This window comes from Dietzia sp. Alg238-R159 (assembly GCF_900537145.1).
In the GTDB taxonomy this organism is placed as follows: domain Bacteria; phylum Actinomycetota; class Actinomycetes; order Mycobacteriales; family Mycobacteriaceae; genus Dietzia; species Dietzia kunjamensis.
Genome location: NZ_UNRI01000002.1, coordinates 309,481 through 335,093 on the forward strand (window position 1 = coordinate 309,481; position 25,613 = coordinate 335,093).

The 25,613-nt window shown below is 70.1% G+C and carries 23 protein-coding genes; 5 read left to right on the plus strand and 18 right to left on the minus strand.

The features are described 5' to 3' along the window. Positions 1-7: 7 nt before the first annotated feature. Positions 8-3,922, plus strand: coding sequence for an ATP-dependent RNA helicase HrpA (gene hrpA, locus G6R20_RS06200; RefSeq protein ID WP_163375844.1), 3,915 nt, complete (start codon positions 8-10; stop codon positions 3,920-3,922). A 10-nt stretch (positions 3,923-3,932) separates the two neighbouring features. Here hrpA and nrdR read toward each other — a convergent pair whose 3' ends face one another. After that, the gene (gene nrdR / locus G6R20_RS06205; RefSeq protein ID WP_096905363.1) at positions 3,933-4,388 is read right to left on the minus strand and encodes a transcriptional regulator NrdR; all 456 of its coding nucleotides are present in this window, start codon (positions 4,386-4,388) and stop codon (positions 3,933-3,935) included. 111 nt (positions 4,389-4,499) lie between these two features. After that, entirely contained in the window at positions 4,500-4,940 is a 441-nt protein-coding gene (locus tag G6R20_RS06210) for a hypothetical protein (RefSeq protein WP_143337680.1), read from the minus strand. A gap of 231 nt (positions 4,941-5,171) precedes the next feature. On the opposite strand from G6R20_RS06210, the gene lexA reads away from it, so the two are divergent. Further along, entirely contained in the window at positions 5,172-5,840 is a 669-nt protein-coding gene (gene lexA / locus G6R20_RS06215; RefSeq protein WP_096905361.1) for a transcriptional repressor LexA, read from the plus strand. Between the two features lie 40 nt (positions 5,841-5,880). Here lexA and hflX read toward each other — a convergent pair whose 3' ends face one another. Together hflX and dapF are read right to left on the minus strand one after the other, a co-directional pair. Then, positions 5,881-7,329, minus strand: coding sequence for a GTPase HflX (gene hflX, locus G6R20_RS06220; RefSeq protein WP_163375845.1), 1,449 nt, complete (start codon positions 7,327-7,329; stop codon positions 5,881-5,883). Between the two features lie 53 nt (positions 7,330-7,382). Continuing rightward, entirely contained in the window at positions 7,383-8,273 is an 891-nt protein-coding gene (gene dapF / locus G6R20_RS06225) for a diaminopimelate epimerase (RefSeq protein ID WP_205475748.1), read from the minus strand. A gap of 119 nt (positions 8,274-8,392) precedes the next feature. On the opposite strand from dapF, the gene G6R20_RS06230 reads away from it, so the two are divergent. Further along, entirely contained in the window at positions 8,393-10,573 is a 2,181-nt protein-coding gene (locus tag G6R20_RS06230) for a malate synthase G (protein WP_163375846.1), read from the plus strand. A 178-nt stretch (positions 10,574-10,751) separates the two neighbouring features. Here the strand turns inward: G6R20_RS06230 and G6R20_RS18980 are convergent, their stop codons facing one another. Genes G6R20_RS18980 through G6R20_RS06245 form a run of 3 tightly spaced genes read right to left on the minus strand, consistent with a single transcriptional unit; the run spans position 10,752 to position 13,176 of the window. Then, complete coding sequence (locus G6R20_RS18980; RefSeq protein WP_163375847.1) at positions 10,752-11,498, minus strand: IclR family transcriptional regulator; 747 nt, start codon at positions 11,496-11,498, stop codon at positions 10,752-10,754. Further along, positions 11,495-12,448 carry a tRNA (adenosine(37)-N6)-dimethylallyltransferase MiaA gene (gene miaA, locus G6R20_RS06240; protein ID WP_163375848.1) on the minus strand — a complete coding sequence of 318 codons (954 nt, stop codon included), beginning with the start codon at positions 12,446-12,448 and terminating at the stop codon, positions 11,495-11,497. Before miaA ends, G6R20_RS18980 begins: the two co-directional genes overlap by 4 nt. Next, positions 12,445-13,176: a hypothetical protein gene (locus G6R20_RS06245; RefSeq protein WP_163375849.1), complete on the minus strand. Its 732-nt coding sequence runs from the start codon at positions 13,174-13,176 to the stop codon at positions 12,445-12,447. Before G6R20_RS06245 ends, miaA begins: the two co-directional genes overlap by 4 nt. Positions 13,177-13,374: 198 nt before the next feature. On the opposite strand from G6R20_RS06245, the gene G6R20_RS06250 reads away from it, so the two are divergent. Beyond that, a complete protein-coding gene (locus tag G6R20_RS06250) occupies positions 13,375-14,748 on the plus strand; it encodes a DUF349 domain-containing protein (RefSeq protein WP_163375850.1) in 1,374 nt (457 codons plus the stop codon). 156 nt (positions 14,749-14,904) lie between these two features. Here G6R20_RS06250 and G6R20_RS06255 read toward each other — a convergent pair whose 3' ends face one another. From G6R20_RS06255 to pgsA, 9 genes are all read right to left on the minus strand, one after another. Next, on the minus strand, positions 14,905-15,486 hold the full coding sequence (locus G6R20_RS06255) for a hypothetical protein (RefSeq protein ID WP_163375851.1): 582 nt from the start codon (positions 15,484-15,486) through the stop codon (positions 14,905-14,907). Then, on the minus strand, positions 15,474-16,958 hold the full coding sequence (miaB, locus tag G6R20_RS06260; protein WP_240341338.1) for a tRNA (N6-isopentenyl adenosine(37)-C2)-methylthiotransferase MiaB: 1,485 nt from the start codon (positions 16,956-16,958) through the stop codon (positions 15,474-15,476). The genes G6R20_RS06255 and miaB overlap by 13 nt, the downstream gene beginning before the upstream one ends. A 113-nt stretch (positions 16,959-17,071) precedes the next feature. Further along, positions 17,072-17,680, minus strand: a complete 609-nt coding sequence (locus tag G6R20_RS06265) for a regulatory protein RecX (protein ID WP_069389091.1) — start codon at positions 17,678-17,680, stop codon at positions 17,072-17,074. After that, positions 17,680-18,786 (minus strand): recombinase RecA, encoded by a 1,107-nt coding sequence (gene recA / locus G6R20_RS06270; protein ID WP_163375852.1) that lies wholly within the window; start codon positions 18,784-18,786, stop codon positions 17,680-17,682. Before recA ends, G6R20_RS06265 begins: the two co-directional genes overlap by 1 nt. A 226-nt stretch (positions 18,787-19,012) precedes the next feature. After that, positions 19,013-19,207: a DUF3046 domain-containing protein gene (locus G6R20_RS06275; RefSeq protein ID WP_067717747.1), complete on the minus strand. Its 195-nt coding sequence runs from the start codon at positions 19,205-19,207 to the stop codon at positions 19,013-19,015. A gap of 67 nt (positions 19,208-19,274) precedes the next feature. Then, on the minus strand, positions 19,275-20,102 hold the full coding sequence (pspA, locus tag G6R20_RS06280; RefSeq protein ID WP_163375853.1) for a phage shock protein PspA: 828 nt from the start codon (positions 20,100-20,102) through the stop codon (positions 19,275-19,277). A gap of 96 nt (positions 20,103-20,198) precedes the next feature. Further along, on the minus strand, positions 20,199-20,513 hold the full coding sequence (locus G6R20_RS06285) for a helix-turn-helix transcriptional regulator (RefSeq protein WP_067717740.1): 315 nt from the start codon (positions 20,511-20,513) through the stop codon (positions 20,199-20,201). Positions 20,514-20,529: 16 nt separating this feature from the next. Continuing rightward, complete coding sequence (locus tag G6R20_RS06290; protein ID WP_205475751.1) at positions 20,530-21,066, minus strand: nicotinamide-nucleotide amidohydrolase family protein; 537 nt, start codon at positions 21,064-21,066, stop codon at positions 20,530-20,532. A 5-nt stretch (positions 21,067-21,071) separates the two neighbouring features. Further along, on the minus strand, positions 21,072-21,659 hold the full coding sequence (gene pgsA, locus G6R20_RS06295; protein ID WP_163375854.1) for a CDP-diacylglycerol--glycerol-3-phosphate 3-phosphatidyltransferase: 588 nt from the start codon (positions 21,657-21,659) through the stop codon (positions 21,072-21,074). An 82-nt stretch (positions 21,660-21,741) separates the two neighbouring features. Here pgsA and G6R20_RS06300 point away from each other — a divergent pair, with 82 nt between their 5' ends. Next, positions 21,742-22,023, plus strand: coding sequence for a YciI family protein (locus G6R20_RS06300; protein WP_069389096.1), 282 nt, complete (start codon positions 21,742-21,744; stop codon positions 22,021-22,023). Between the two features lie 19 nt (positions 22,024-22,042). On the opposite strand, the gene G6R20_RS06305 is transcribed toward G6R20_RS06300, so the two are convergent. Then, the gene (locus G6R20_RS06305; protein WP_163375855.1) at positions 22,043-24,643 is read right to left on the minus strand and encodes a DNA translocase FtsK; all 2,601 of its coding nucleotides are present in this window, start codon (positions 24,641-24,643) and stop codon (positions 22,043-22,045) included. 313 nt (positions 24,644-24,956) lie between these two features. Then, positions 24,957-25,613, minus strand: coding sequence for a TIGR03085 family metal-binding protein (locus G6R20_RS06310; RefSeq protein ID WP_119192155.1), 657 nt, complete (start codon positions 25,611-25,613; stop codon positions 24,957-24,959).

Genomic DNA, 25,613 nt, shown 5'->3' on the forward strand with positions numbered 1-25,613 from the left:
CGGCACCATGCCGTCGTCCTCCTCACCCACTCCCGATCTCCGCCGCGCCCGAAACGACCTCCTCGCCCGTCTCGACGGTGTCGGCACCCTCGACGACCATCGTCTCCGGTCCAGGGTCCGTCGTGCCCGCGTCGACCAGCTGGATGACCTCGGACGGCGGATCGACGAGGCCGCCGAGCGCGTGCGGCGCCGAACCGAGTCGATCCCCACCCCCCGATACCCGGAACAGCTCCCGGTCAGCGCCCGCAAGGACGAGATCGCCGAGGCGATCCGGGACAACCAGGTGGTGGTGATCGCCGGCGAGACGGGGTCGGGCAAGACCACCCAGATCCCCAAGATCTGCCTGGAACTCGGGCGCGGGGTCAAGGGCATGATCGGCCACACCCAGCCGAGGAGGTTGGCCGCCCGCTCCGTCGCCGAGCGGATCGCGCACGAGCTCGGGGTGGAGATCGGTGGCCCGGTCGGGTCCGCCGTCCGCTTCGACGACCGCACCAGCCCCGAGACCGCGGTCAAGCTCATGACCGACGGTGTGCTGCTCGCCGAGATCCGGCGTGACCGGCTGCTGCGGGCCTACGACACGATCATCATCGACGAGGCCCACGAACGCAGTCTCAACATCGACTTCCTGCTGGGTTATCTCAAGCAGATCCTGCCCCGTCGCCCGGACATCAAACTCGTCATCACCTCCGCCACGATCGACCCGGACCGGTTCGCCCGTCACTTCGCCGGCGCGGAGGGGCGCCCGGCCCCGGTCATCGAGGTCTCGGGGCGCACTTATCCCGTGGAGGTCCGGTACCGGCCCCTTCAGGTCGTACACGCCGATCGCGTGGTCGACCTGGATCCCCTCGACGCGCTCGCCGACGCCGTTGCGGAGCTCCTACGCGAGGACGACGGTGACGTACTCGTGTTCCTCTCCGGTGAGCGTGAGATCCGCGACGCCGAGGAGGTGCTGCGGGGCCGGAAGTTCCCGGGCACCGAGATCTTCCCGCTGTTCGCCCGCCTCACGGCGGCAGAACAGCAGCGCGCGTTCCGGGCCCATTCCACCCGGCGGGTGGTCCTGTCGACCAATATCGCCGAGACCTCGGTGACCGTGCCCGGCATCCGTTACGTCGTGGACACCGGCCTGGCGAGGATCTCCCGCTACTCCACCCGGACGAAGGTGCAGCGACTGCCCATCGAGCCGGTGTCCCAGGCCTCCGCCGCGCAGCGCGCGGGACGCTGCGGCCGCGTCGCCGACGGGATCTGTATCCGCCTCTACTCCGAGGAGGACTTCGACTCGCGACCGGAGTTCACCGACCCGGAGATCCTGCGCACGAACCTCGCCTCGGTGATCCTGTCGATGGCGGATCTGGACCTGGGCCCCGTCGACGACTTCCCGTTCGTGGAACCCCCGGACCGCAAGGCCGTCCGGGACGGGCTCACTCTGCTCTCCGAACTCGGGGCGGTCAGGGTCGACGACGACGAGCGCCCTCACCTGACCGAGGTGGGCCGTGACATGGCGGCACTCCCCCTCGATCCCCGACTCGCCCGGATGGTGGTCGAGGGCCACCGCAACGGTTCGCTGTCGGACGTGCTGGTGGTGGTCGCCGCCCTGACGGTGCAGGACGTCCGCGAGCGTCCCGCGGAGGAGCGGGACAAGGCAGACCTGCTGCACCGCCGCTTCGCGGACAAGACCTCCGACTTCCTCGGATATCTCAATCTGTGGAGGTACATCACCGAGCAGCGCCGTGAGCTGTCCGGCAGCGCCTTCCGCAAGATGTGCAAGGCGGAGTATCTCCACTGGCTACGCATCCGAGAGTGGCAGGACCTCAACTCCCAGCTGCGGAGCATGTGCCGTGAACGAGGGTGGCATCCCGCGTCCGGACACGCAGCGGAGGACGACCTCCACAAGGCGATCCTGGCCGGTCTGCTCACCAATGTCGGAATGCGAGACGAGGAGACCCGCGAGTTCCGGGGCACTCGCGGTATCCGGTTCCAGGTGTTCCCCGGGTCGGATCTGTCCAGGAAGCCTCCCCGCTGGGTGATGGCATCCGAGCTCGTCGAGACGTCCCGGTTGTGGGCGCGTGATGTCGCCCGGATCGATCCGGGGTGGATCGAACAACTCGGGGGTCACCTCACCCGCACCCAGTACTCCGAACCGCACTGGTCGGACGCCCAGGGTGCGGCGATGGCGTATGAGAAGGTGCTGCTGCTGGGATTGACCGTGGTGGAGGCGCGGCGGATCCTGCTCTCCAGGGTCGACGCCCCGCTCGCCCGCGAGATGCTCGTCCGCCACGGGATCGTGGAAGGGCGCCTGGATACCCGGGTCCCGGTCATCCGCGAGAACGCCGAGGCCGTGGAGCAGGCCCGTGAACTGGAGACGCGGAGCCGCCGTCGGGATCTGGTGATCGACGACGAGGCACTGGTGGCCTTCTATCTCGACCGCCTGCCCGAGGACATCACCTCCGGCCGGCATCTGGAGTCCTGGTGGAAGAAGCGTGGTCATCGCGACCAGGAGTCCCTCCGTCTCACCCCCGAGGACATACGCACCTCCGAGGCGGTGCCCGATGCCGCCGATTTTCCGCCCTTCTGGCGTCAGGGAGAGCGGAGTTTCGAACTGCGGTACGCGTTCGATCCGGGCGTCACCACCGACGGGATCACGGTGCGCATCCCGCTGCCGCAGCTGTCCTCGGTCACCACCGCCGGGTTCGAATGGCTGGTGCCGGGGCTGCGGGAGGAGCTCTATACGGAGATGCTCCGCACGCTGCCCAAGTATCTGCGTCGACTGTGTTCTCCTCCCGCCGAGTTCGCGTCGCTGTTGGCGGGAGACGTCTCGCCCCGGTCCGCCCCGCTGTCCGTTGCGCTCGCGCGGGCGCTGTCTGCTCGGATCGGTACCACGGTCGACCCGCGTGACTTCGATCAGAACCAGCTATCGGGCCATCTCCGGATGCGTTTCGAGGCGGTCGACGGGGACGAGGTCGTGGCCTCCGGAACGGATCTCGCGCAGTTGAGGACCCGGTTGGTGGACAGGGTACGGGCGACCCTCAACGCCCGTCTGGTACCCGACAAGGGGCCCTGCCGGGAGTGGACATCCGACACCATCGGCGACCTCCCGCAGTCGGTCACCGGCTCGGTGGACGGTGTCGAGGTGACCGTCTACCCCGCCCTGCGTGTCGGTGGGGACGGAATTCACCTCGTGGCGTGCGCCACGGAGGACGAGCGTCGATCCACACAGGCGTCGGCTGTGCTCACGCTGGTCTCGGGCGGCCTGGTCTCGACGGCATCGATTCTGCGCGGTCGCCCGGTCCAGCAGCGGCTCGCGCTCACCCAGTACCCGCATGGCGGGATGGAGTCCCTGGTCTCGGATGCGTCGCTCGCCGCGAGTGGGCGGATCATCGCCCGACGTAAGGGCTCACCGGTTCTCACGGTCGCGGAGTTCCAGGATATCCAGGCCACTGCGAGGGCGGAGGTCCCCGGTGCGGTGGCGTCCGCGATCTCGGCGGCGGTTCCCGCGCTGATGGCCGCCCAGTCCGTGTCGGGCCGTTTGGCGGAGGTGCCGGCAGACGTCGCCGACGATGTCCGTCCCTCGCTGGACTTCCTCGTCGGACAGGGATTCCTCGCACGCCATCCCTCGGATGTGCTCCCACATCTGGAGCGGCATGTGCGGGCGGTCGGTGTCCGGTTGGACCTCGCGGAGAAGTCTCCCGCCCGGCACGGCGAGCTCACGGCGAAGTTGAGCCGCTCCGAGTCGACCGTCGAGGACGCATGCGCGGCCCTGCGACGGCGGCCGGGCGGGGCGCGGGCGTGCCGGGATCTGCGGTGGATGCTCGCCGAGTACCGGGTGGGGCTGTTCGCGCAGTCACTGGGTACGGCCCGTCCAGTGTCGGCAGAGCGGATCGACAAGGCGGTGGCGTCTGCGCTCGCCCCACGGTCGTCCAGATGACGTTGCGCGGTCAGCGGCTCGCGCGACGCTCTCGGAGGGCGATGATCTCGCGTTCGAAGTCGTCGGCCGAGCTGAACTGCTTGTACACGGATGCAAAACGCAGGTAGGCGACCTCGTCCAGATCCTGCAGAGGGCCCAGGATGGCGAGCCCGATCTCGTGGGCCGGAACCTCGGACACACCGCCGGAGCGCACTGCGTCCTCGACCTGCTGGGCGAGGCGACGGAGAGCGTCCTCGTCGACCGATCGTCCCTGGCACGCGCGGCGGACACCGCGAACGACCTTGTCCCGGCTGAACGCCTCGGTCACCCCGTTCCGCTTGAGAACCGTCAGCAGTGGCGTCTCGAGCGTCGTGAACCGGTGTCCGCACCGGGGGCACTCCCGTCGACGCCGGATCGCCTGTCCCTCGTCGACGGATCGTGAGTCGATCACCCGGGAGTCCTCGTGATGGCATGTCGGGCAGTACATTCCCGTGGGGCCCTTCGTCGACCGGAGTTCACACGTCCCGGATCGTGCCTGACGGAACGCGGGGGTGGCAGACCGCCGCCCGCGGTCCATTCTAGGAGGCCCGCTGCCCGGTCACGCGTAGGCGGGTCCGCCGAGGAAGGCCACTGCGAGAAGCATGATCACGCCGAATGCGATCCCGCACGCCAGCAGTGCCCAGGCCGGCACGTCGTCGACCACCCCGGTGGACACCGGGGCCTCGACGTGGCACGCCCGCGCGCGGTCCGTCGAGACCGGGCGCACGAGTACACGCCGACCGGGGGCGACCGATGTGACGGTGGCCGGACGGGCCGCCACCCGCGGCCGGACGAGGTTCCCCGCACGGGCGGACGTGACGGCCAGCCGATTGCCCTCGGGTCGGACCAGCGTGCGCCGCGGCGCAGGCGTGGGACGCACGAGCACCGACACATCTCTCGGCCGGTCGAGGTGAGCGCCCTGTCCACGATGGTCATCGGGGCAGACCTCGGTCCACCGCACGGCCGGACGTGGGTGGGACTGAAGCTCGACAACGGTCATGGTGGCTCCCTACTCGATACGGTGTGCGATCAGGGTTCGCACACCTGTATGTCTGTCTCAGTACATCTGTTCGAATCCGAACTCCCCTAGAGTTGTATCACGCGACTCCGACACAATCACGATTCGCAGAGGAATTTCTTCGAACACGTGTGTGGCGCAAGGCGGTGGTTGGCACTAGGGTGTAGACAGATCACAGCGTCGAACATTCATTCGCCGAAGGGACCCCACGAGATGCCGAAGCCCGATTTCGAGTCACTGACGGACCGACAGAAGAGCGTTCTCCTGCACATCCACGACACCGTCAAGGAGCGTGGTTATCCGCCGAGCATCCGCGAGATCGGGGACGCGGTCGGCTTACAGTCCACGTCGTCGGTGGCGCATCAACTCCGCACGTTGGAGAAGAAGGGCTTCCTGACGCGGGATCCTCACAAGCCGCGCGCGGTCGACGTCCACGGTGTCCCGGGGCAGAAGTCACGGGGCCGCCGGTCACCTGCGCCGGAGCCCCAGCGTCCGGGAGGCGCGGTCGAACCCGTCTACGTACCCGTCCTCGGCCGGATCGCGGCGGGCGGGCCCATCCTCGCGGAACAGGCCGTCGAGGAGATCTTCCCCCTGCCGGCGGACCTCGTCGGGTCAGGTGATCTGTTCATGCTCAAGGTCGTCGGCGAGTCGATGATCGACGCCGCCATCTGCGATGGCGACTACGTGGTGGTCAGGCGGCAGAACGTCGCGGACAACGGGGAGATCGTCGCCGCCATGATCGACGGGGAGGCCACGGTCAAGACCTTCCGGAACGACTCGAGCGGAGTCTGGTTGTTGCCCCACAATCCGTCGTTCAGCCCGATTCCGGGCGAGCACGCGACGATCCTCGGCAAGGTCGTGACGGTGTTCCGGAAGCTCTGAGCCCGTTGTTCGATTGACGCGCCGCCCGTCCCCGCAGGGGTCAGGCGGCGCCGTCATGTGGATCGCGGACCGCGAACTCGTCCAGTTCGCCGGCCACGGACGCGGGCAACCGGACCACCAGCCGGGTTCCGTCCTGGGTGTGTTCCTCCTCGACCACCGCGCCCTCGGCGTGGACCCGCGACACCACGTCCCCGCGGGAGTACGGAACGGACAGGGTCAGCTCGGTGTCCCCGGAGGCGACGATCTGGGTGATCCTCTCGAGGAGCTCGTCGACGCCCTGCCCGGTGACCGCCGAGACGAACACGGCGTCGGGTAGCGCGTGGTGCAATTCGGTCAGGACCACGGGATCCGCGGCGTCGATCTTGTTGATGACGAGAAGTTCGCGGGGACGCTCCGCGTTCTGCTCTTCCACCACCTCGTTGATCACCTTGCGCACCGCCTCGATCTGGCGGAGCGGGAAGGCATCCGAACCATCCACCACGTGGAGGAGCAACTCGGAGTCGACGACCTCTTCAAGAGTCGACCTGAAGGCCTCGACCAACTGGGTCGGCAGATGCCTGACGAATCCCACGGTGTCCGTGAAGACGACCGCCCTGCCGTCGGGCAACTCGGCCTTCCTCGTCGTCGGATCGAGGGTGGCGAACAGGGCGTTCTGAACCAGGACGCCGGCTCCGGTGATCCGGTTGAGCAGGCTGGACTTCCCGGCGTTCGTGTATCCGGCGATGGCGATGGACGGCACCGGAGTGGAACGCCGACGGTGCCGTTTGGTGTCCCGGGACTGCTTCATCCCCTTGATGTCGCGACGCAGACGGGCCATCCGCTCGCGGATCCGGCGCCGATCGGTCTCGATCTTGGTCTCACCCGGGCCGCGAAGACCGACGCCGCCGTTGCTGCCGGCACGGCCGCCCGCCTGGCGGGACAACGACTCGCCCCAACCACGCAGACGGGGCAGCATGTACTCCATCTGGGCGAGCGTCACCTGGGCCTTGCCCTCACGGCTGGTGGCGTGCTGCGCGAAGATGTCGAGGATCAGCGCGGTACGGTCGATGACCTTGACATTGACCGCCTTCTCCAGCGCGAGCAGCTGCCCCGGGGTGAGCTCGCCGTCGCAGATGACGGTGTCGGCGCCGGTCGCCGCGATCACGTCCTTGAGGACGCTGACCTTGCCCGACCCGATGTACGTGGCGGCATCGGGCTTGTCGCGGCGCTGGATGAGCGCGTCGCACACCTCCGATCCCGCGGTCTCGGCGAGCTGGGCGAGCTCGTCCATCGCGGCGTCCGCCTGTGCGGCGGACCCTTCGGTCCAGACACCGACGAGCACGACACGTTCGAGTCGGAGCTGGCGGTACTCGGCGTCGTTGACGTCCTGGAGTTCGGTGGAGAGCCCCGCCACCCGGCGCATCGAGGATCTCTCCTCGAGCTGGAATTCACCGATGGATGGATCGAGGTCGCGTGTCGGCCGGTCAGCGGCCGTGTGATCAGTAGTCATTCGGGTTCATCTTCTCACACCGGGCCCCCCGGTGTCCCGTTCGAGACGGTGTGCTACCGACCACGGTGGTAATGACCGTGGGCGACGAGTGTGGACGGACCGGTGAGCGAGGACCCGGCACCGGTCAGTGATACCTCCACCTCGCCGCCCGGGACCACCACGACGACGTCGCCCGTCGCCTCCCCCGAGTCGGCCAGCGCGGCGACCGCGGTCGCGACGATTCCGGTTCCGCAGGACATGGTCTCCCCTGATCCCCGCTCGTGGACCCGCATGGCGACCCGACCGTCCACCATCGGGGTGGCGATCTCGACATTGACGCCGTCGGGAAAGAAGGCCCGGTCGTACCCGGGGGCCTCCTGCACCCGCAGCCCGGCGAGGTCCGCGGCGTCCAGATCGGGGACCACACAGGCGAGGTGCGGATTGCCCATGTCGACGGCGAGCCCGGCGAACGTCCGGCCACCGACCTCCGCCGACGACAGTCCGAGCAGTCGCGGCTCCCCCATGTCCACCCGCACCACGGCGTCATCACCCGAGTGTGAGAGGACCTCGGCGGGGCGGGCCCCGGACCGCGTGCCCACCGGGATCGAGCCGACCTCCGCTCTCCCGGTCGCGACGAGGGCGTGGGTGAAGACCCGGACCCCGTTGCCGCACATCTCCGCGATGGAGCCATCGGCGTTGCGGTAGTCCATGAACCAGTCCGCACTGTCCACGCCGGGCGGCAGGCTCGCGAGCACGCCCCGGTCGACGAGGGCTCCGGCGGTCGCGATCCTCAGCACCCCGTCGGCGCCGATTCCGCCACGCCGATCGCACAGTGCGCGTACCAGGTCGACGTCGAGGTCCAGGTCGGCCTGATCGTCCGGGAGGATCACGAAGTCGTTGAGGGTGCCGTGGCCCTTGAGGAAGGCGATACCGTCGGGCTGCGAGGCCTGGCGCGTCGAAGTCATGGCGAAATCGTACTCGCCGGCGGGGACCGTTCCGCACCGTGGAAATGTCGGATGATGCCGGACGGTACGCCAACTAGAGTCGACCCGGAGAACGGTCCCCTACCTCCAGGAGAGCATCGATGTCCGAACGCATCACTGTCGGCGGAATCCAGGTCGACGAGGTCCTGTACGACTTCGTCAACTCCCAGGCGATCCCGGGCACCGGGGTCGATCCCGACGCGTTCTGGGCGGGCGCCTCCGAGATCTTCACCGAGCTGGCCCCCCGCAACCGCGAACTACTCGACACCCGCGACCGGTTGCAGTCCGAGATCGACGCCTGGCACCACGAGAATCCGGCGCCGATCGACCCGACCGCCTACAAGGCGTTCCTGCAGGAGATCGGGTACCTGGTGCCCGAGCCCGAGTCCGTGTCCGTCACGACCGAGAACGTCGACGCGGAGATCGCCACGGTCGCCGGCCCGCAGCTCGTCGTGCCGGTCATGAACGCCCGGTTCGCTATCAATGCGGGCAACGCCCGATGGGGTTCGCTCTACGACGCGCTCTACGGCACCGATGCGATCCCGGAGTCCGACGGCGCCGAGCAGGGCTCGGGGTACAACAAGGTCCGCGGCGACAAGGTCATCGACTGGGCCCGTGAATTCCTCGACGACGCCGCACCGCTGGCGTCGGGCAGCCACGTGGGTTCCACGGGCTACGCCGTGGTCGACGGTGGCCTGCAGGTGACCGTGTCCGACGGGTCGACCGCCCGGTTGGCGGCCCCGGAGAAGTTCGTGGGCTACCTGGGCGAGCCCTCGAGCCCGTCGTCGGTCCTGCTGTGCAACAACGGTCTGCACATCGAGATCCAGATCGACCCGGACTCCCCCGTCGGCTCGACCGACGGCGCCGGGGTCAAGGACGTCGTCCTGGAGTCCGCCGTGTCCACCATCATGGATTTCGAGGACTCGGTCGCCGCCGTCGACGCCGAGGACAAGACCCAGGGCTACAGCAACTGGCTCGGGCTCATGAAGGGAGACCTGTCCGAGGAGATCAGCAAGGGCGACAAGACCTTCACCCGCGTCCTCAACGACGACCGGGTCTTCACCGCGCCCGACGGTTCGGGTGAGGTCCGTCTCCACGGCCGCTCGATGCTGTTCGTGCGCAACGTCGGCCACCTGATGACCAACCCGGCGGTGCTCGATGCCGACGGCAACGAGATGCCCGAGGGCATCCTGGACGCACTGATCACCTCGCTCGCCGGTATGCACGGGATCGCCGAGGGCAACGAGCGCCGGAACAGCCGACACGGGTCGATCTACATCGTGAAGCCCAAGCAGCACGGGCCGGAGGAGGTCGCGTTCACCACCGAGCTGTTCGGCCGTGTCGAGAAGCTCCTCGGGCTACCCGAGAACACCCTCAAGGTGGGCATCATGGACGAGGAGCGTCGCACCTCCGTCAACCTCGCCGCCTGCATCGCCGAGGCCACCGAACGGGTCGTGTTCATCAACACCGGCTTCCTCGACCGGACCGGCGACGAGATCCACACCTCCATGGAGGCCGGGCCGATGATCCGCAAGGGCGAGATGAAGGGCGCGCGGTGGATGAAGGCCTACGAGGACTTCAACGTCGACACGGGTCTGGCGTGCGGCCTGCGTGGCCGTGCCCAGATCGGCAAGGGCATGTGGGCCAAGACCGACCTCATGGCCGAGATGCTCGCCGAGAAGATCGGCCAGCCCGAGGCCGGCGCCAACACCGCGTGGGTGCCCTCGCCGACCGGCGCCACGCTGCACGCCACCCACTACCACCGGGTCAACGTCATGACCCGGCAGGAAGAGCTGCTCGCCGGGGGTGCCCGCGCGAGTGTCGACGACATCCTCACCGTCCCCCTGGCCCCGTCCACGGACTGGACGGACGAGGAGAAGAAGGAAGAGGTCGACAACTCCTGCCAGACCATCCTCGGCTACGTCGTGCGGTGGGTCGAGCAGGGCATCGGCGTCTCCAAGGTGCCGGACATCCACGACGTCAACCTCATGGAGGACCGCGCCACCCTGCGGATCTCCTCGCAGATGCTGGCCAACTGGATCCGTCACGACATCATCACCGCCGACGACGTCGAGGACTCGCTGCGCCGGATGGCCGAGATCGTCGACAAGCAGAACGCCGGCGACGACGCCTACCGGAACATGGCACCGGACTTCGAGAAGTCCATCGCCTGGCAGGCGGCCCGGGAACTGATCCTCGAGGGCACCAAGCAGCCGTCGGGCTACACCGAGCCGATCCTGCATCGCCGTCGTCGCGAGTTCAAGGCCGCCAACGCGGGCTAGACCGGCGTCGGCCCAACCCGCCGACCCGCAGAATCCGCCACGTCCGCCCGACTTCCGATCCCACGCCAGTGGGGCCGGTTCCGGGCGGGGGTGGCGGATTCTCCGCCCTCACGGCCGCGGGCGTCCTGCGCCCGGCCCGATGGCGTCCGGCGGGCGGGCGTGATCGCCGGACGCGAGATCAGGGGACGAGCCCGGCCACGGCCGCACGAAGGATCGCGACGGCGGCGTCGCGGCGATCGCGCGTGAACCTGGCCTCGGGCCCGGATGCCGACACCGCGAAGGCGGCGTCCCCGGTACCCACCGCGATGGCGACGCAGCGGACGCCCTCCTCCTGCTCGGACTCATCGGTGGCGAAGCCCGCTTGTCGCACCACCCGCAGCTCCTCGATCAACCTGTCTGGGTCGACGATGGTCGAGTCGGTGAAGCGGCGCATGCCCGCCCTGTCGAGCATGCTGCGGACCTCGTCGTCGTCGTCGCCCGCGACCAGGGCCTTGCCCACCGCGGTGCAGTGCACGTCCACCCGTCGGCCCACCTCGGTGAACATCCGCATCGAGTGCGGCGACGGGACCTGGGCGAGGTAGACCACCCCGTCGCCCTCCCGGACGGCGAGGTTGGCGGTCTCCCCGGTGCCCTCGACCACGGCGGTGAGTACCGGCAAGGCCCAGGACGCGGTGGCGCGTCCGGCGACGTCGCCGATCCGCTGGAGGCGCGGTCCGAGCAGGTAGTCGCGGCCCGCGTCGCGTCGGAGGTGCCCGCTCTCGGCGAGCGTGCCGCACAACCGGTGGACGGTGGCGGCGGCCAGACCCGTGTCGGCGACGAGGTCCCCGAGGCTCGCCCGGCCCCCGCGGATGCTCAGCGCGTCGAGTAGGTCGAAGGCCCGGTCGACGGACTGGACCCGCGAGCGCCCGGATCCGGGGCTGCTCACGGTCGGCCCTCCCCGAGGATCCCCAGCGCGGTCTCGAGCGGCCGGGGTGCGTCGGCGTCGCGTCCGTGGGTGTCGGTGTCTATCCACCGGATCCGGTGATCCCGGCCGAACCACGACCGCTGGCGCCGGACGTAGCGGCGGGTCCCGATCACCGTCCGTTCCTCGGCGCGGGCCGCCCCGGCGTCGTCGATCCGCTGCTGTGCGTCCATCTCGTCGAGCACCTGGGCGTAACCGATCGCGCGCCGTGCGGTGATGCCCCGGAGCAGCCCGACTCCCACGAGCCGGCGGACCTCCGGGACGAGCCCGCCGGCGAACATCGCGGCCGTACGCGTCGTCAGCCTCTCGTCCAGTTCGGGCAGACCGCAGCGCAGGCCCAGCATGCGCGTGCCCCAGCGCGGCTCCCCGATCGTCGGTCGGGAGGCGGAGAAGGGCTTGCCGGTGAGTTCCACGACCTCCAATGCGCGCACGGTGCGCCTGGGGTCGCTGGGGAGGATGGTCTGCGCGGCCTCGGAGTCCACCACGGCGAGTTCGGCGTGCAGGGCCTGCACCCCGATCTGCTCGAGGCGACGTTCGTAATGGGCCCGGACCTCCGGGTCCGTGTCCGGGATCGACCACCCGTCGACGAGCGCCTGGATGTACATCATCGACCCTCCGCACAGGATCGGCACGTGGCCGCGATCACGGATCTCGGAGATCTCGCGTTCCGCCTCGGTGCGGAAGTCCGCGACGCTGGCGGTCTCGGTGACGTCCAGCACGTCGAGCCGGTGGTGCGGGATCCCCCGCCGCTGAGCCGGTGTCAGTTTGGCGGTGCCGATGTCCATGCCGCGGTACTGCTGCATGGCATCGCAGTTGACGATCTCACCGCCGAGTCGCTCGGCCAGGCCGAGCGCCAGCTCGGACTTTCCGGTCCCGGTCGGCCCCACCACGGCGACGGGGTTTCGCCCGGTCATGACGGTGCCCCGGGTTCGCCGGGCGTGGCGGCCGGCGCGTCGACGACCACCGTGGCATGCGCGGCGGCCTTCGGCGGCCACCACGCGCCGTGATACCCCACGCCGAACGGTGCCCAGGACAGCGACTCGACGGCCGTTCGGTCTGCGACGAGCTCCGCCAGGACGAGCCACGAGGGCCGGCTCCACCAGCCGATCTCGTCAGCCACTCGCTCGCCGGGGTCGGGGAGCCCGCCCGAGACGCGCAACCACCGGGCGAGCCGCCCGTCGAGCGCGATACCGCGGGGGTCCTCCGGTACGGGAGCACGCGGAGTGAGGGAGGCGGGGCCGTCGGCGACGACGACGACGAGGTCGTCCAACACCGGCGTCGGGGTGGGCTGCGCTCCCCCGGTCACGCCGATGAACCTCCTCGGGAGGTCGATACCCGCCAGGTCGAGCAGCCACCAGGCGATCAACGCCGGGTCGGGAACCGCCCCCTGCGGCGCCGGCGGGGAACCGGGCGGGCCCACGGGCACGTCGACCCCCCACCTGGAGAGCGAGGAGCGCATCTCCCCTAGGCTTCTGCCCGCGGGGTCGGTCCCCAGGACGACGACCCGTGCCGCGCCGCGCCCGGCCCGGCGGAGCATCTCGCATATCGAGGCCACACCGCCCTCGGTCTCGGCGACCGCAGAGCCGGACAGCTCCGGCACGAGGACCGGCGCTCCGGGGACCAGGACGACAGAGGGGCTCACACCCGGAAACCCTACTGACCGCCCCCGACACCGCGGAACGGACCCGTCCGGGGATACCGCGGGGATACGCCGGACACCCGGGCGGGGGTTGGTACACACTAGGAGGATGCCGTCTCCTCGAAACGGGGCGGCGAGGCGATGACCGGTGCGATCCCGGTGATGGTGCCGTGACACGCGGCAGAAGGAAACGAGGACGACATGACCGAGCAGTCACCCACCGCCCAGGGCGGAGCGAGTTCGGGCGGAGCGACCCCGATCCCCGGTCCGAGGCCGGGTGCGCCATCCCCCGCCGCGCTGGCACGCAAGGTGGCACCGCGGCCGACCCCCGCGGGTACCCCAGGGGTCACGCGCGCCTCGGACCCGTCGCAGTGGGGTCGCGTCGACGAGTCGGGCGCGGTGTTCGTCCGGACCTCCGACGGTGAGCGTCAGGTCGGGTCGTGGCAGGCCGGTGCTCCCGAGGAGGGCCTCGCGCACTTCGGTCTGCGCTTCGATGACCTCGCCGCCGAGGTCGCCCTGCTCGAGACCCGTCTCGAGTCCCATCCGCAGGACGCCAGGAAGACCCGCGCCTCGGCGGAGACCCTGGCGGAACAGATCCCCACCGCCGCCGCCGTGGGCGATCTCGATTCTCTCGCCGCGCGTGTGGCTGCGGTGATCGAGCGTTCCGGCGAGGTCGAGGCCGTGTCGAAGCAGCGCAAGGACGAGCAGCGGGCGGCCGCGATCGCGCGGAAGGAGGCGTTGGCGGACGAGGCCGAGGAGATCGGGGCGTCGTCGACTCAGTGGAAGTCCGCCGGGGACCGTCTGCGCGAGATCCTCGAGGAGTGGAAGACGATCCGGGGAATCGACCGCAAGACGGACGACGCCCTGTGGAAGAGGTTCTCCAAGGCCCGGGAGGCGTTCAACCGTCGCCGGGGCTCGCACTTCGCCGAACTGGACCGCAACCGCGCCTCGGTCAAGAAGGTCAAGGAGGACCTGGTGGAGAGGGCGGAGGCCCTGTCCGGGTCCACCGACTGGAACGACACGGCCACGGCGTTCCGTCGTCTCATGGACGAGTGGAAGGCCGCCGGCCGGGCCCCGCGGGATGCCGATGAGGCCCTGTGGAAGCGGTTCAAGGCCGCCCAGGACACGTTCTTCGACGCCCGCCACGCCGCCGCTGCGGAACGGGACGCCGAGTTCGAGACCAACGCCCAGGCCAAGGAGGACCTGCTCGCCGAGTACGAGGGCCGGATCGATCCTGCGGCAGACCTGGGCGCCGCCCGGTCCGCTCTTCGGCAACTGCAGTCGCGGTGGGAGGAGATCGGCAAGGTCCCGCGCGAGCGGATGGGTCAGCTGGAGGGGCGTATTCGGGCCCTGGAGAAGCGTGTCGCCGATGCGGCCGACACGGAATGGCGTCGTACCGACCCGGAGGCCAAGGCCCGCGCCGGCCAGTTCTGGGACCGGGTCCATGACTTCGAGGAGCAGGCCGCGAAGGCGGACGCTGCGGGCAAGAACAAGGACGCCGAGAGCGCACGGGCCCAGGCCGCCCAGTGGAAGGAGTGGGCGGAGGCAGCCGAGAAGGCGGTCGACACCCGCTGACGCGCCCCACCGGCGGCCACCCACTGACGCGCCCCACCTGCGGCCACCCGCCGACGGGCGACGAGAACCCGCAGACGAGAAGAGCCCGGCCCGTCACGACGGGGCCGCGCTCTTCTCGCGCCGGTCATCAGACGGCGCGACGTCCGGGAGGTCGGTTCAGCGCCCGTCTCCGTGACGGGCGTTCTCCTCGAGCGTGATCTGCTCCGGGGTCCGCGCCCACAGCACACTCGCCAGCGTGATCACCAGAGCGAACACGATGATCTCACTGACGTAGAGGCCGATGCCGGGCCCGCCGAAGTCCTGCACATCGGGATTGGGGCCGCGACCGGACTGGCGGAGCCAGATCGCCAGCACGCCGTACACGGCGGACACGCACGTCGCGCTCCAGGCGATCCCGGCGGCCCACCACTTCTGCGTCATGATCATCGCTGCCCCGAACGCGATGGTGCCCACGGCGTACAGCAGGACGAACAGATGGGACGGCAGGGTCGTGTACTGCTCACGCGCCACGTCGGTGAAGAACAGGACGTCGAGTCCCCGCACCCCCTCGCTGTGCGGCAGGGCCAGGGCCACGGCCAACAGCACGATGAGGACGGCGGACGCCAGGTAGGCCCGCCCGATCACGAGGGTGCGCCCGAGGACGCGGTCACGGTCCCGCATCTCCGATTCCGCGTTCCGGGTGACTTCCATGATCCCCGCGATCGGATCGGGGCGCTCGTCGGTGCTCACGTGGGGCATCCCTTCTCGGTGGTGACTGGGGCGCTGACGGTGTCGCGCCGGAGCGTGGGAAGTCCGAGCCCGACCCCGATGGGCGGGGTCTCGGGCTTGTGGCCCGCCTCGTGACGATCGCCGGCCCGGGTTGCTCGGTGGCTGAGCACCCCGTCATCGGCGAGCAGGTGGTGCGGGGCCGCGGCGGTGACGCGGGTGGTCACCACATCTCCCGGACGCACCCGGTCGGCGTGGTCGCCGATGGGGGCGAAGTGTACGAGCCGACCGTCGCGGGCCCGGCCCGTCATCCGGGCGGTGGCCGCGTCCTTGCGACCCTCGTCGGCGGTCACGAGGAGCTCGACGACGCGCCCGACCTGCTTCTCGTTCTCCTCGAGCGTGATGTGCTCCTGGAGCTCGATCAGCCGCTCGTAGCGTTCCTGGACCACGGCCTTGGGGATCTGGTCCTCCATGGTGGCCGCGGGGGTCCCCGGGCGGGGCGAGTACTGGAAGGTGAACGCGCTGGAGAACCGCGCCTTCTCGACCACGTCGAGGGTGGCCTGGAAGTCCTCCTCGGTCTCCCCGGGGAACCCGACGATGATGTCGGTGGTGATGGCCGCGTGCGGCATGGCCGCGCGGACGCGCTCGATGATCCCGAGGAAGCGCTCGGACCGGTAGGAGCGTCGCATGGCGCGCAGGACGCGGTCGGACCCGGACTGCAGCGGCATGTGCAGCTGGGGGCAGACGGTCGGTGTGGAGGCCATGGCCTCGATCACGTCGTCGGTGAACTCCGCCGGGTGCGGCGAGGTGAAGCGGATCCGTTCGATCCCCTCGACCCGGCCGGCCGCCCGCAATAGTGAGGCGAAGGCGCCCTTGTCGGAGGGCTCGTCGGGGTCGTGGAAGGACCGCCCGTACGCGTTGACGTTCTGGCCGAGCAGCGTGACCTCGAGGACGCCCTCGTCGGCGAGCGCCTGCACCTCGGCCAGGACCTCGCCGGGCCGACGATCGACTTCCTTGCCGCGCAGGGACGGAACGATGCAGAACGTGCAGGTGTTGTTGCATCCCACGGACACCGAGACCCACCCGGCGTACGACGACTCGCGGGTGGCGGGCAGGGTCGACGGGAAGTGCTGCAGGGAGTCGGCGATCTCCACCTCGGCCCGCTCGTTGTGGCGGGAGCGGTCGAGGAGCGTCGGCAGGTGTCCGAGGTTGTGGGTGCCGAACACGACGTCGACCCACGGTGCGCGGGACACGACGACATCCTTGTCCTTCTGCGCGAGGCACCCCCCGACGGCGATCTGCAGGCGGGGGTTCGCGTCCTTCCACGGCCGCAGGTGACCGAGGGTGCCGTAGAGCCGGTTGTCGGCGTTCTCCCGGACCGCGCAGGTGTTGAACACGACCAGATCGGGAAGGTGACCTCCGGCCGGATCGGCGTCGCCCTCGAAGGGGACGTACCCCGCGGCGTCGAGGACCCCGGACAGACGCTCGGAGTCATGGACGTTCATCTGACATCCGAAGGTGCGAACCTGGTAGGTCCGGCGGGCGTCGCCCTCGGCATGCGCGTCCTGCGCCGCCGCCTGCAGGTCGGTCACGAGAGTATCCACGCAGGCCAGGGTACTCAGGGCGATGCGTGGGCCGCCAATTCGGCGTCCACGACTTTCACGGCCAACCCCGTCGGATAACCCCGCCGGGCCAGGAACGCGATGAGCCTGCGCCGCTCGCCCTGCACGTCCGGCCCGGACAGTGCGGCGCGCGGCCGGCGATCCAGCCGACCGCGAACCAGTTCGGCGGCCTGCCGGCGGTCATCCGACTCGTCGATCTCGCCGACCGCCCGGGCGATGTGCGCCTCGGCCACGCCCTTGTCCCGCAGCTCACGCTCGAGGGCGCCGCGCGAACGGCCGCGGCGTCTCCTGCGGCCACGCACCCACTCCTCGGCGAAGTCGGCATCGTCGACCAGACCCCACGCCCTGACCCTGCCGAGCGCCTCGTCGACGGCCTCCGCGGCGTACTCCTTGTCGAGCAGCCGCTCGCGCAACTCGTGCTCACTGCGCGGCCGGTAGCGCAGGAGCCGGAGCGCGGCGTTCGCGGCCTCGTGCGCTTCAGGGGCCAGGGGCGGCAGGTCCGAGGACCCGGAGGGCCTGGCTTCCACCGCGGCGATCGCCGTACGGAGTTCCTCCGCCCCGGGCGCCCCGGCGCCGTGGGGCCCGCGGGTGTCCCTGCCCGACATCAGAACTCGACGGGCACCACGTCGATCGGCGCGTCCTCGTCGGACTCCGCCTCGATCTCGGCGATCTCCGCCCCCGCGCCGATATTCAGCTTGTCGAGGATCTTGCGCTCGATCTCGTCCCGCACCGACAGGTTCTCCTTGAGGTACCGACGGGCGTTCTCCTTGCCCTGGCCCAACTGGTCCGGTCCGTAGGTGAACCAGGACCCCGACTTCTTGATGAAGCCGTTGTCCACGCCCATGTCGATGAGCGACCCCTCGCGGCTGATCCCCTCGCCGTAGAGGATGTCGAACTCCGCGATCTTGAACGGCGGCGCGACCTTGTTCTTGACGACCTTGCACTTGGTGCGGTTACCGACCGCGTCGGCACCGTCCTTGAGCGTCTCGATACGGCGCACGTCCAACCGCACCGACGCGTAGAACTTCAGCGCCTTACCACCGGTGGTGGTCTCCGGCGAGCCGAACATGACGCCGATCTTCTCGCGCAGCTGGTTGATGAAGATGGCGGTGGTGCCGGTGTTGTGCAGCGCGCCCGTCATCTTCCGCAGGGCCTGGCTCATGAGTCGCGCCTGCAGGCCGACGTGGCTGTCGCCCATCTCCCCCTCGATCTCGGCGCGCGGGACGAGCGCCGCCACGGAGTCGATCACCAGGATGTCGATCGACCCCGACCGGACGAGCATGTCCGCGATCTCCAGGGCCTGCTCACCCGTGTCCGGCTGGGAGACGATGAGGTTGTCCGTGTCCACGCCGAGCTTGCGGGCGTACTCCGGATCCAGGGCGTGCTCCGCGTCGATGAACGCCGCGATCCCGCCGGCCGCCTGCGCGTTGGCCACGGCGTGCAACGCGACCGTGGTCTTACCCGAGGACTCCGGGCCGTAGATCTCCACGACGCGTCCCCGGGGGAAGCCCCCCACGCCCAGTGCCACGTCGAGCGACAGCGCCCCGGTCGGGATGACCTGGACCGGCGGCCGGTTGTCGTCACCCAACCGCATGACCGAGCCCTTGCCGTAGGCCTTGTCGATCTGCGCGAGGGCCAGTTCCAGCGCCTGTTCGCGATTCTGGGCCACGCCCGTCTTGGTCCCCGACTTCGCGGTGGTCTTGGGTGCCATGGTGCTCTCCGTTCCTGCGCGACCCCCGGCGTCCGGCCGATCGGTCTGGGTGGTGATTCAGTTGCGGACGTTACGGGCCGGGTACGACACGAACGTCTGGCGCGAACCCGGCGACCGTTTTCCTGTGGAGGAAGGGCGCCCTGTGGACGGGGCGAACCGTCAGCACGTGACACCCAGTGTAGGCGAACGGGTGTTCGAGGTCGACCGACACGCCGCGGACGGAGCGCTAGTGCAGCTGTTCGGGTACCTCGAACTCGGCGCACAACGCCAACCACACGCGCTTGACGGGGAGGCCGGCGTCGATCGCCTCGAGGGCGGTCCTCCCGCCACACTCCGCGAGATGGTGCGATCTGGTCAGACTGTCGGCACGGAGTTCACCGAAGGCCTCCACGGTGCGTGCGCGGAACTCGGTCAGGGTCACGTCTCGCCCTCCCCTACGGACGACGACGGGCCGCCGGCGTGGTCGCCGACGGCCCGTTGCCGTGAGATCACTGCTGTTCGGTCTGCGCCTGCTGCTGCTGCGGCGGCGCGGCCGACTCGGACTGGCCCTGGCCGAGCTGGCCGGTGGCGCCGGTACCGGAACCGAGCTGGCCGCCCTCCGCCATCGACGCGCGGATCTGCTCGAGGCGGCTGTGGCCGGCCATCTGCGTCGAGGCCTGCTCGACCTCGAGCATGCGACCCTGCACCGAGTTCTGTGCGAGTTCGGCCGAGCCCAGGGCGTTGGCGTAGCGTCGCTCGATCTTGTCGCGGACCTGGTCGAGGTTCGGGGTGTTGCCACCCGAGGACATCTCCGACATCGACTGCAGGGACGCGCTGACCTGCTCCTGCATCTTGGCCTGCTCCAGCTGACTGAGCAGCTTGGTGCGCTCGGCCACGCGCTGCTGGAGGACCATCGCGTTCTGCTCGACGGCCTTCTTGGCCTGGGCCGCGGCCCGGAGTGACTGGTCGTGCAGGCCCTTGAGGTCCTCCACGCTCTGCTCGGCCGTGACCAACTGGGCCGCGAACGCCTCCGCGGCGTTCTCGTACTCCGTGGCCTTGGCCGCGTCGCCCTTCTGGCGCGCCTGCTCCGACATCTGCAACGCCTGCCGGGTGGAGCCCTGGAGCTTCTCGATCTCCGCGAGCTGCCGGTTGAGCTTCATCTCCAACTGGCGCTGGTTGCCGATGACCGCGGCAGCCTGCTGCGAGAGCTGCTGGTGCTGACGCTGCGCATCGGCGATGGCCTGCTGGATCTGGACCTTGGGATCGGCCTTCTCGTCGATCTTCGAATCGAACAACGCCATGAGGTAGCGCCATGCCTTGGTAAACGGATTGGCCATCGCTGCGTAGTGTCCTTCTGCCGATTCGGACGACGGGTCTGTTCAACGGTACCGAACAACGCACGGTTGCGACCACCGGGCGTGACGGGCGTGCGGTCAGGCGGCGAGCACCGGCTCGGTGAACGTGCCCGGAGGGGAGACCTCGAGGGCGGCGCGGATGAGGATCTCACCCAGGGAGACGTCGAGCGCCCCCGAGATGGAGGCGAGCAGTTCGCTCGAGGCCTCCTTGCGGCCGCGCTCGATCTCCGAGAGGTAGCCGGGGCTCACGCGGGCGGCGTCGGCCACGTCCCGCAGGGTCCGACCGGATTCCCCGCGCAGCCCGCGCAGGACCGTCCCGAGCGTCTCGCGTAGCAGAGGGGCACCGCCGGGCTGGTCCGGTCTGGGCAGGGTGGTCATCTGGATGTTCGGCATCACGGGGTACAACGCATCACGACCCGGATTCGTTCCCGTCGTCGTCGTCGTCACCGGTCCCCTCCCCCGTCGCCGCGGCGATGACCAGTTCCAGCGCCGCCGCGCACGCCGCCGTACGGATACGGCTCCGGTCACCGGTCAACGCGAGCGGCACGGACCAGGGCTCCATGCCGGGAACCGTCAGCCCGACGTGGACCGTCCCCACCGGCCTGCCCTCCTGGGGCTCGGGCCCCGCCACCCCCGTCAGGCCCACGCCGACGTCGGCGCCGCAGCGCAACGCCGCACCGCGCGCGAGTGCGCGGGCGGTCTCCGGGGACACCGCCCCGTGCCGCTCCAGGACCTCGGTCGGCACCCCGGCGAGCTCGTGCTTGAGATCCGTGGCGTAGACGATCAACCCGCCGCGGAGCACCGTACTGGCGCCCGGCACCTCGGCCACGGTGGCCGCGAGCAGCCCGGCCGTGAGGGACTCGGCCGTGGCCAGGGTCCATCCGCGGTCCCGCAGTGCGGTGACGGCGGCGGACGCCGGCGGGGACACCGCACCGGAGGGATCCACGGGGGTCAGTCCGCGGTGCGTGCGGCCCGGCGGGCCTTGACCAGGTAATCGATGCCGGTGAAGACGGTGAGCACCACGGCCGCACCGACGACGATCCACTCCACCGGCCACACCCAGTGCGGCAGCGGCAGGATGAGCATTCCCATGCCGACCGTCTGTGTGACGGTCTTGAGCTTGCCGCCCCTGCTCGCGGCCACGACGTAGTCCACCCCGAACAGGCGCCACAGCGTGATGCCCACCTCGCGGACCAGGATCACCACGGTCACCCACCAGAACAGCTCGTCCACCAGTGAGAGCGAGATGAGCGCGGCGGCGATGAGCGCCTTGTCGGCGATCGGGTCCGCGATCTTGCCGAAGTCGGTGACCAGCCCGAGCTTGCGGGCCAGGTAACCGTCGACGTAGTCGGTGAACATCGCCACGGCGAAGACGACGAACGCCCCCACCCGCCACCAGGGATCCTGGGCGTCGGCGACGAAGAACAGGACCACGAAGACGGGGACCAGGAGGATCCTCACCACCGTGAGCACGTTGGCGATGTTGAGGACGGGGACCTCGTCGGTCCGGCGCCCGTTCTCGCGCGTGGAAGCAGTCACCCCCTCACCTTAGCGAGGACGGCGGGAATACCCTTGGTCGCGACGCACCCCCGACCCCGATCCCGATCCCAGGAGATCCACGATGCCGCTCTTCGTCGTCACCTACCGCTACTCCGACGCCCAGACCGAGGAGCGGGAGGCCAACAAGCCCGCCCACCGCGAGTGGCTGTCCGCCCGCGTCGACGACGGGTCCGTCCGGTCCGTGGGACCGTTCGTCGACGGATCCGGGGCGTTGCTGGTGGTGGAGGCCGACGACGACGAGGCCGCACGATCGCTCGTGGGAGACGACCCCCACTGCCTGCGCGGAATGGTCTCGGAGATCACGGTCCGGGAGTGGACGCCGGTCTTCGGCGCCCTCGCCTGACGCGCACCCCGCCCGGCCGCTACCCCACCGGGGTCTCGGCCGGGTCGCGGAGGTCGGCCGGCTCGTCGTCCGGATCCTCCTCCGGCGGGGCCCCGCCCTTGATCATCCAGAGCACCGAGGCGAGTTCCTCGGGCTTGACCAGCACGTCGCGGGCCTTGGACCCCTCGGAGGGTCCGACGATGTCGCGCGACTCCATCAGGTCCATGAGTCGGCCGGCCTTGGCGAAGCCGACCCGGAGCTTGCGCTGCAGCATCGAGGTGGAGCCGAACTGGCTGGACACCACGAGCTCCACGGCGGCGAGCAGGTCGTCGAGGTCGTCGCCGATGTCGGCGTCGATGTCCTTCTTGCCGTCCTCCTTGGCGGCGGTGATGGACTCGTCGTACTCGGGCTCGGCCTGGTTCTTGGCGTAGTCGACGACCTCGTGGATCTCCTCGTCGGTGATGAACGCACCCTGCATACGGATGGGACGCGAGGCACCCATCGGGATGAAGAGGCCGTCGCCCATACCGATGAGCTTCTCCGCCCCGGCCTGGTCGAGGATGACCCGGGAATCGGTGAGCGAGGACGTGGCGAACGCCAGACGGGACGGCACGTTGGTCTTGATGAGGCCGGTGACCACGTCGACGGACGGCCGCTGCGTGGCCAGGACCAGGTGGATGCCGGCGGCGCGGGCCTTCTGGGTGATGCGGACGATCGCGTCCTCGATGTCGCGGGGCGCGGTCATCATGAGGTCGGCCAGCTCGTCGACCACCGCCACGATGTACGGGTAGGGCCGGTAGACGCGCTCGCTGCCGGGCGGCGTCGTGATGGCTCCCGACTTCACGCGCTCGTTGAAGTCGGTGATGTGGCGAACGCGGGTGGACTTCATGTCCTGGTAGCGCTGCTCCATCTCCTCGACGAGCCACGCGAGCGCCGCGGCCGCCTTCTTGGGTTGGGTGATGATCGGCGTGATGAGGTGCGGGATGCCCTCGTACGGCGTGAGCTCCACCATCTTGGGGTCGACGAGGATGAGGCGGACCTCGTCCGGGGTGGCCCGCGTGAGCAGGGACACGAGCATCGAGTTGACGAAGCTCGACTTGCCCGAACCGGTGGAGCCGGCCACCAGGAGGTGCGGCATCTTGGCCAGGTCGGCGGTGACGAAGTCACCCTCGATGTCCTTGCCCAGTCCGATGAGCATCGGATTGTGCTTGCTGGCGGTCTTGGGGTCGGTCAGCACGTCCGCCAGCCGCACCAGTTCGCGGTCGAGGTTGGGCACCTCGATGCCGACCGCGGACTTGCCGGGGATCGGCGCCAGCAGCCGCACGTTGTCCGTGGCGACCGCGTAGGCGATGTTGCGGTGCAGGGCGGTGATCTTCTCGACCTTCACGCCGGGGCCCAGTTCGACCTCATAGCGCGTGACGGTCGGGCCGCGGGTGAATCCGGTGACGGCCGCGTCGATCTTGAACTGCTCCAGGACGCCCTGGATGGCCTCGATCATCTGGTCGTTGGACTCGCTGCGCGCCTTGGGCGGGTCACCGGCCGTGAGCAGGCTGACGGGCGGCAGGGCGTAGTCCACGCCGTTCAGCAGCTGGGTCTGGGAGTCGAGCCGCTCCACGTCGCTCTCGGAGGCGGTGTGGGTGGACGGGACGTTGGTCTGCGGGACCGCGGAGGTGTCCACCGACGGTGTCGAGGCGGCACGTCCGGGCGCGGTGGCCGGCGAGGACGGGGTGGCCGAGGCCGGCGGGCCGGCGGGGGCCTCGTCGGCGTCGCCGCCCGCGGGCAGGACCTCGGTCCTGCGGGGGGTGCGCTTCGGGCGTGCCGGGGCCCGGGCCGGTTCCTCCGGGGGGAGGTCGGCGACCTCCGGTGCCGCCTCGGGCTCGGCGGATGGCCGCGAGGCGCGGGGCATCTCGACCGTCTCGCCCGCCGTGGGGGTATCGGACCACGCGGCGATCCGGCGGCGGGAGCTGCGCCGCGTCGCCGAGCGCCCGGTCTCGGACGCCCGCGTCGTCTCCGCGATCGGGTACGCCGTGGTCATCTCGTCGTCCCAGTCCTCGTCGGAATCGACGTAGTCGTGGTCGACGATGTCGCCGCTGCCGTCCCAGCCGAAGAACCCGCGGACGATCCCGGGGATCTCGCGCGCGGGCCGCCCCACCATCACCAGGATCCCGAACGCGACGAGCAGCACGAGGAGCGGTACCGCGACGAAGACGGACAAGCCGGCTTCGAGCGTTCCACCGACGATCCGGCCGAGCACCCCGGCGCCGGACCGCACCCCGTCGGGATCGGTCGGCGAGCCGGACCCCAGGTGCCACAGTCCGAGCACACCGAGGGCGGCGACGGTCGTTCCGACCAGCCAGCGCGAGTGCACGTCGGGACGGGGTTCGCGGGCCATGACGAGCACGCCCCATCCGCCCAGCAGGAGCGGCAGGAGGGCACCGGGGGTACCGACCACCGTCCGGATCCCGGTGTCGATCCAGTGGCCGATCGGGCCGGCCGCGCCGAACCACACGGCGCCGACGAACACGATCGCCACGCCGATGAGGATCAGGCCGAGACCGTCACGGCGGTGCGGCGGGACCACCTTGTCGTCGTCGTCCCCACCCCCGAGGCCACGGACCCCGTGGCCGACACCCTTCGCCATCGCGGACCACCCTCCGCGCAGCCCACGCCCCACGGCACCGAACGCACCCGTGGTGCGTTCCGGCGCCGGGACGGCGGTACGAGGACCGCTGCGGGTCCCCTTCTTGGGGGTCGAGACGACCGCACCGCGACGGGAACCGCCACCCCGCGACGACGACGGGGCGGGTTTGGTCGATCGCTGTGCTCCCGAGGTCGAAGCCGGACGTCGTCCGCCGGGGGCACGGGTGGAGCGCGTGCTCGAGCTGGATGCCATGGCCGTCACTCTATCGTCTGGAGCACCACTGGTAACAGCAGCCACACGGGGGTGGGGTGGTTCAGATGCCGCGTGGGACGGCTTCGAGCGCGTCGATCCCCCGCTGGGCACCGGAGATGTCGATCTCGACCTCGTCGCGACCGAACGTCCACAGGAGGAACTCGACGGGATCCGCCGTGATGCTCACCAGCGGGGCGAGCGCCGCGCCCGTCGAGACCGACGCGATCGTGGCCGATCCCACGTGGGCCGGGGTGCGCAGGTCGACGCGGGCCGCGACCTTGCGCAGGAAGGTCTTCGCCACAGTCGTGGCGAGGGACCAGACCCGCTCGAGGTCGTCCACCTCGAACTCGCGGGGCGCCCACCCGGGGCGCCCCCTGCGCACGTCCTCGTGGTGGACGAGGTACTCGGCCAGGTTCGCGACCCGGTCCGCGTAGCGCAGCGGTGAGTACCAGGGGGCTCCCCCGGCGATCGTGTCGAGCAGGTCCTCCCACGGGCGCTCGGCCTCCCGCAGGCGCAGGTGCTCCATGCGGTCCGCGAGGGCGGGGACGACGATCCCCGCCGCGGCGTCGGGGCGGTACTCCCGCACGACGAGGTGTGCGGCCAGGTCCCTGGTCGTCCAGCCCTCGCACAGCGTCGGGGCATCGGGCCCGGTGGCACGCATGCTCTCCACGAGAGCGCTGCGCTCCCGCTGCGCGAGGGTCGGACGGCCGGGACTCAC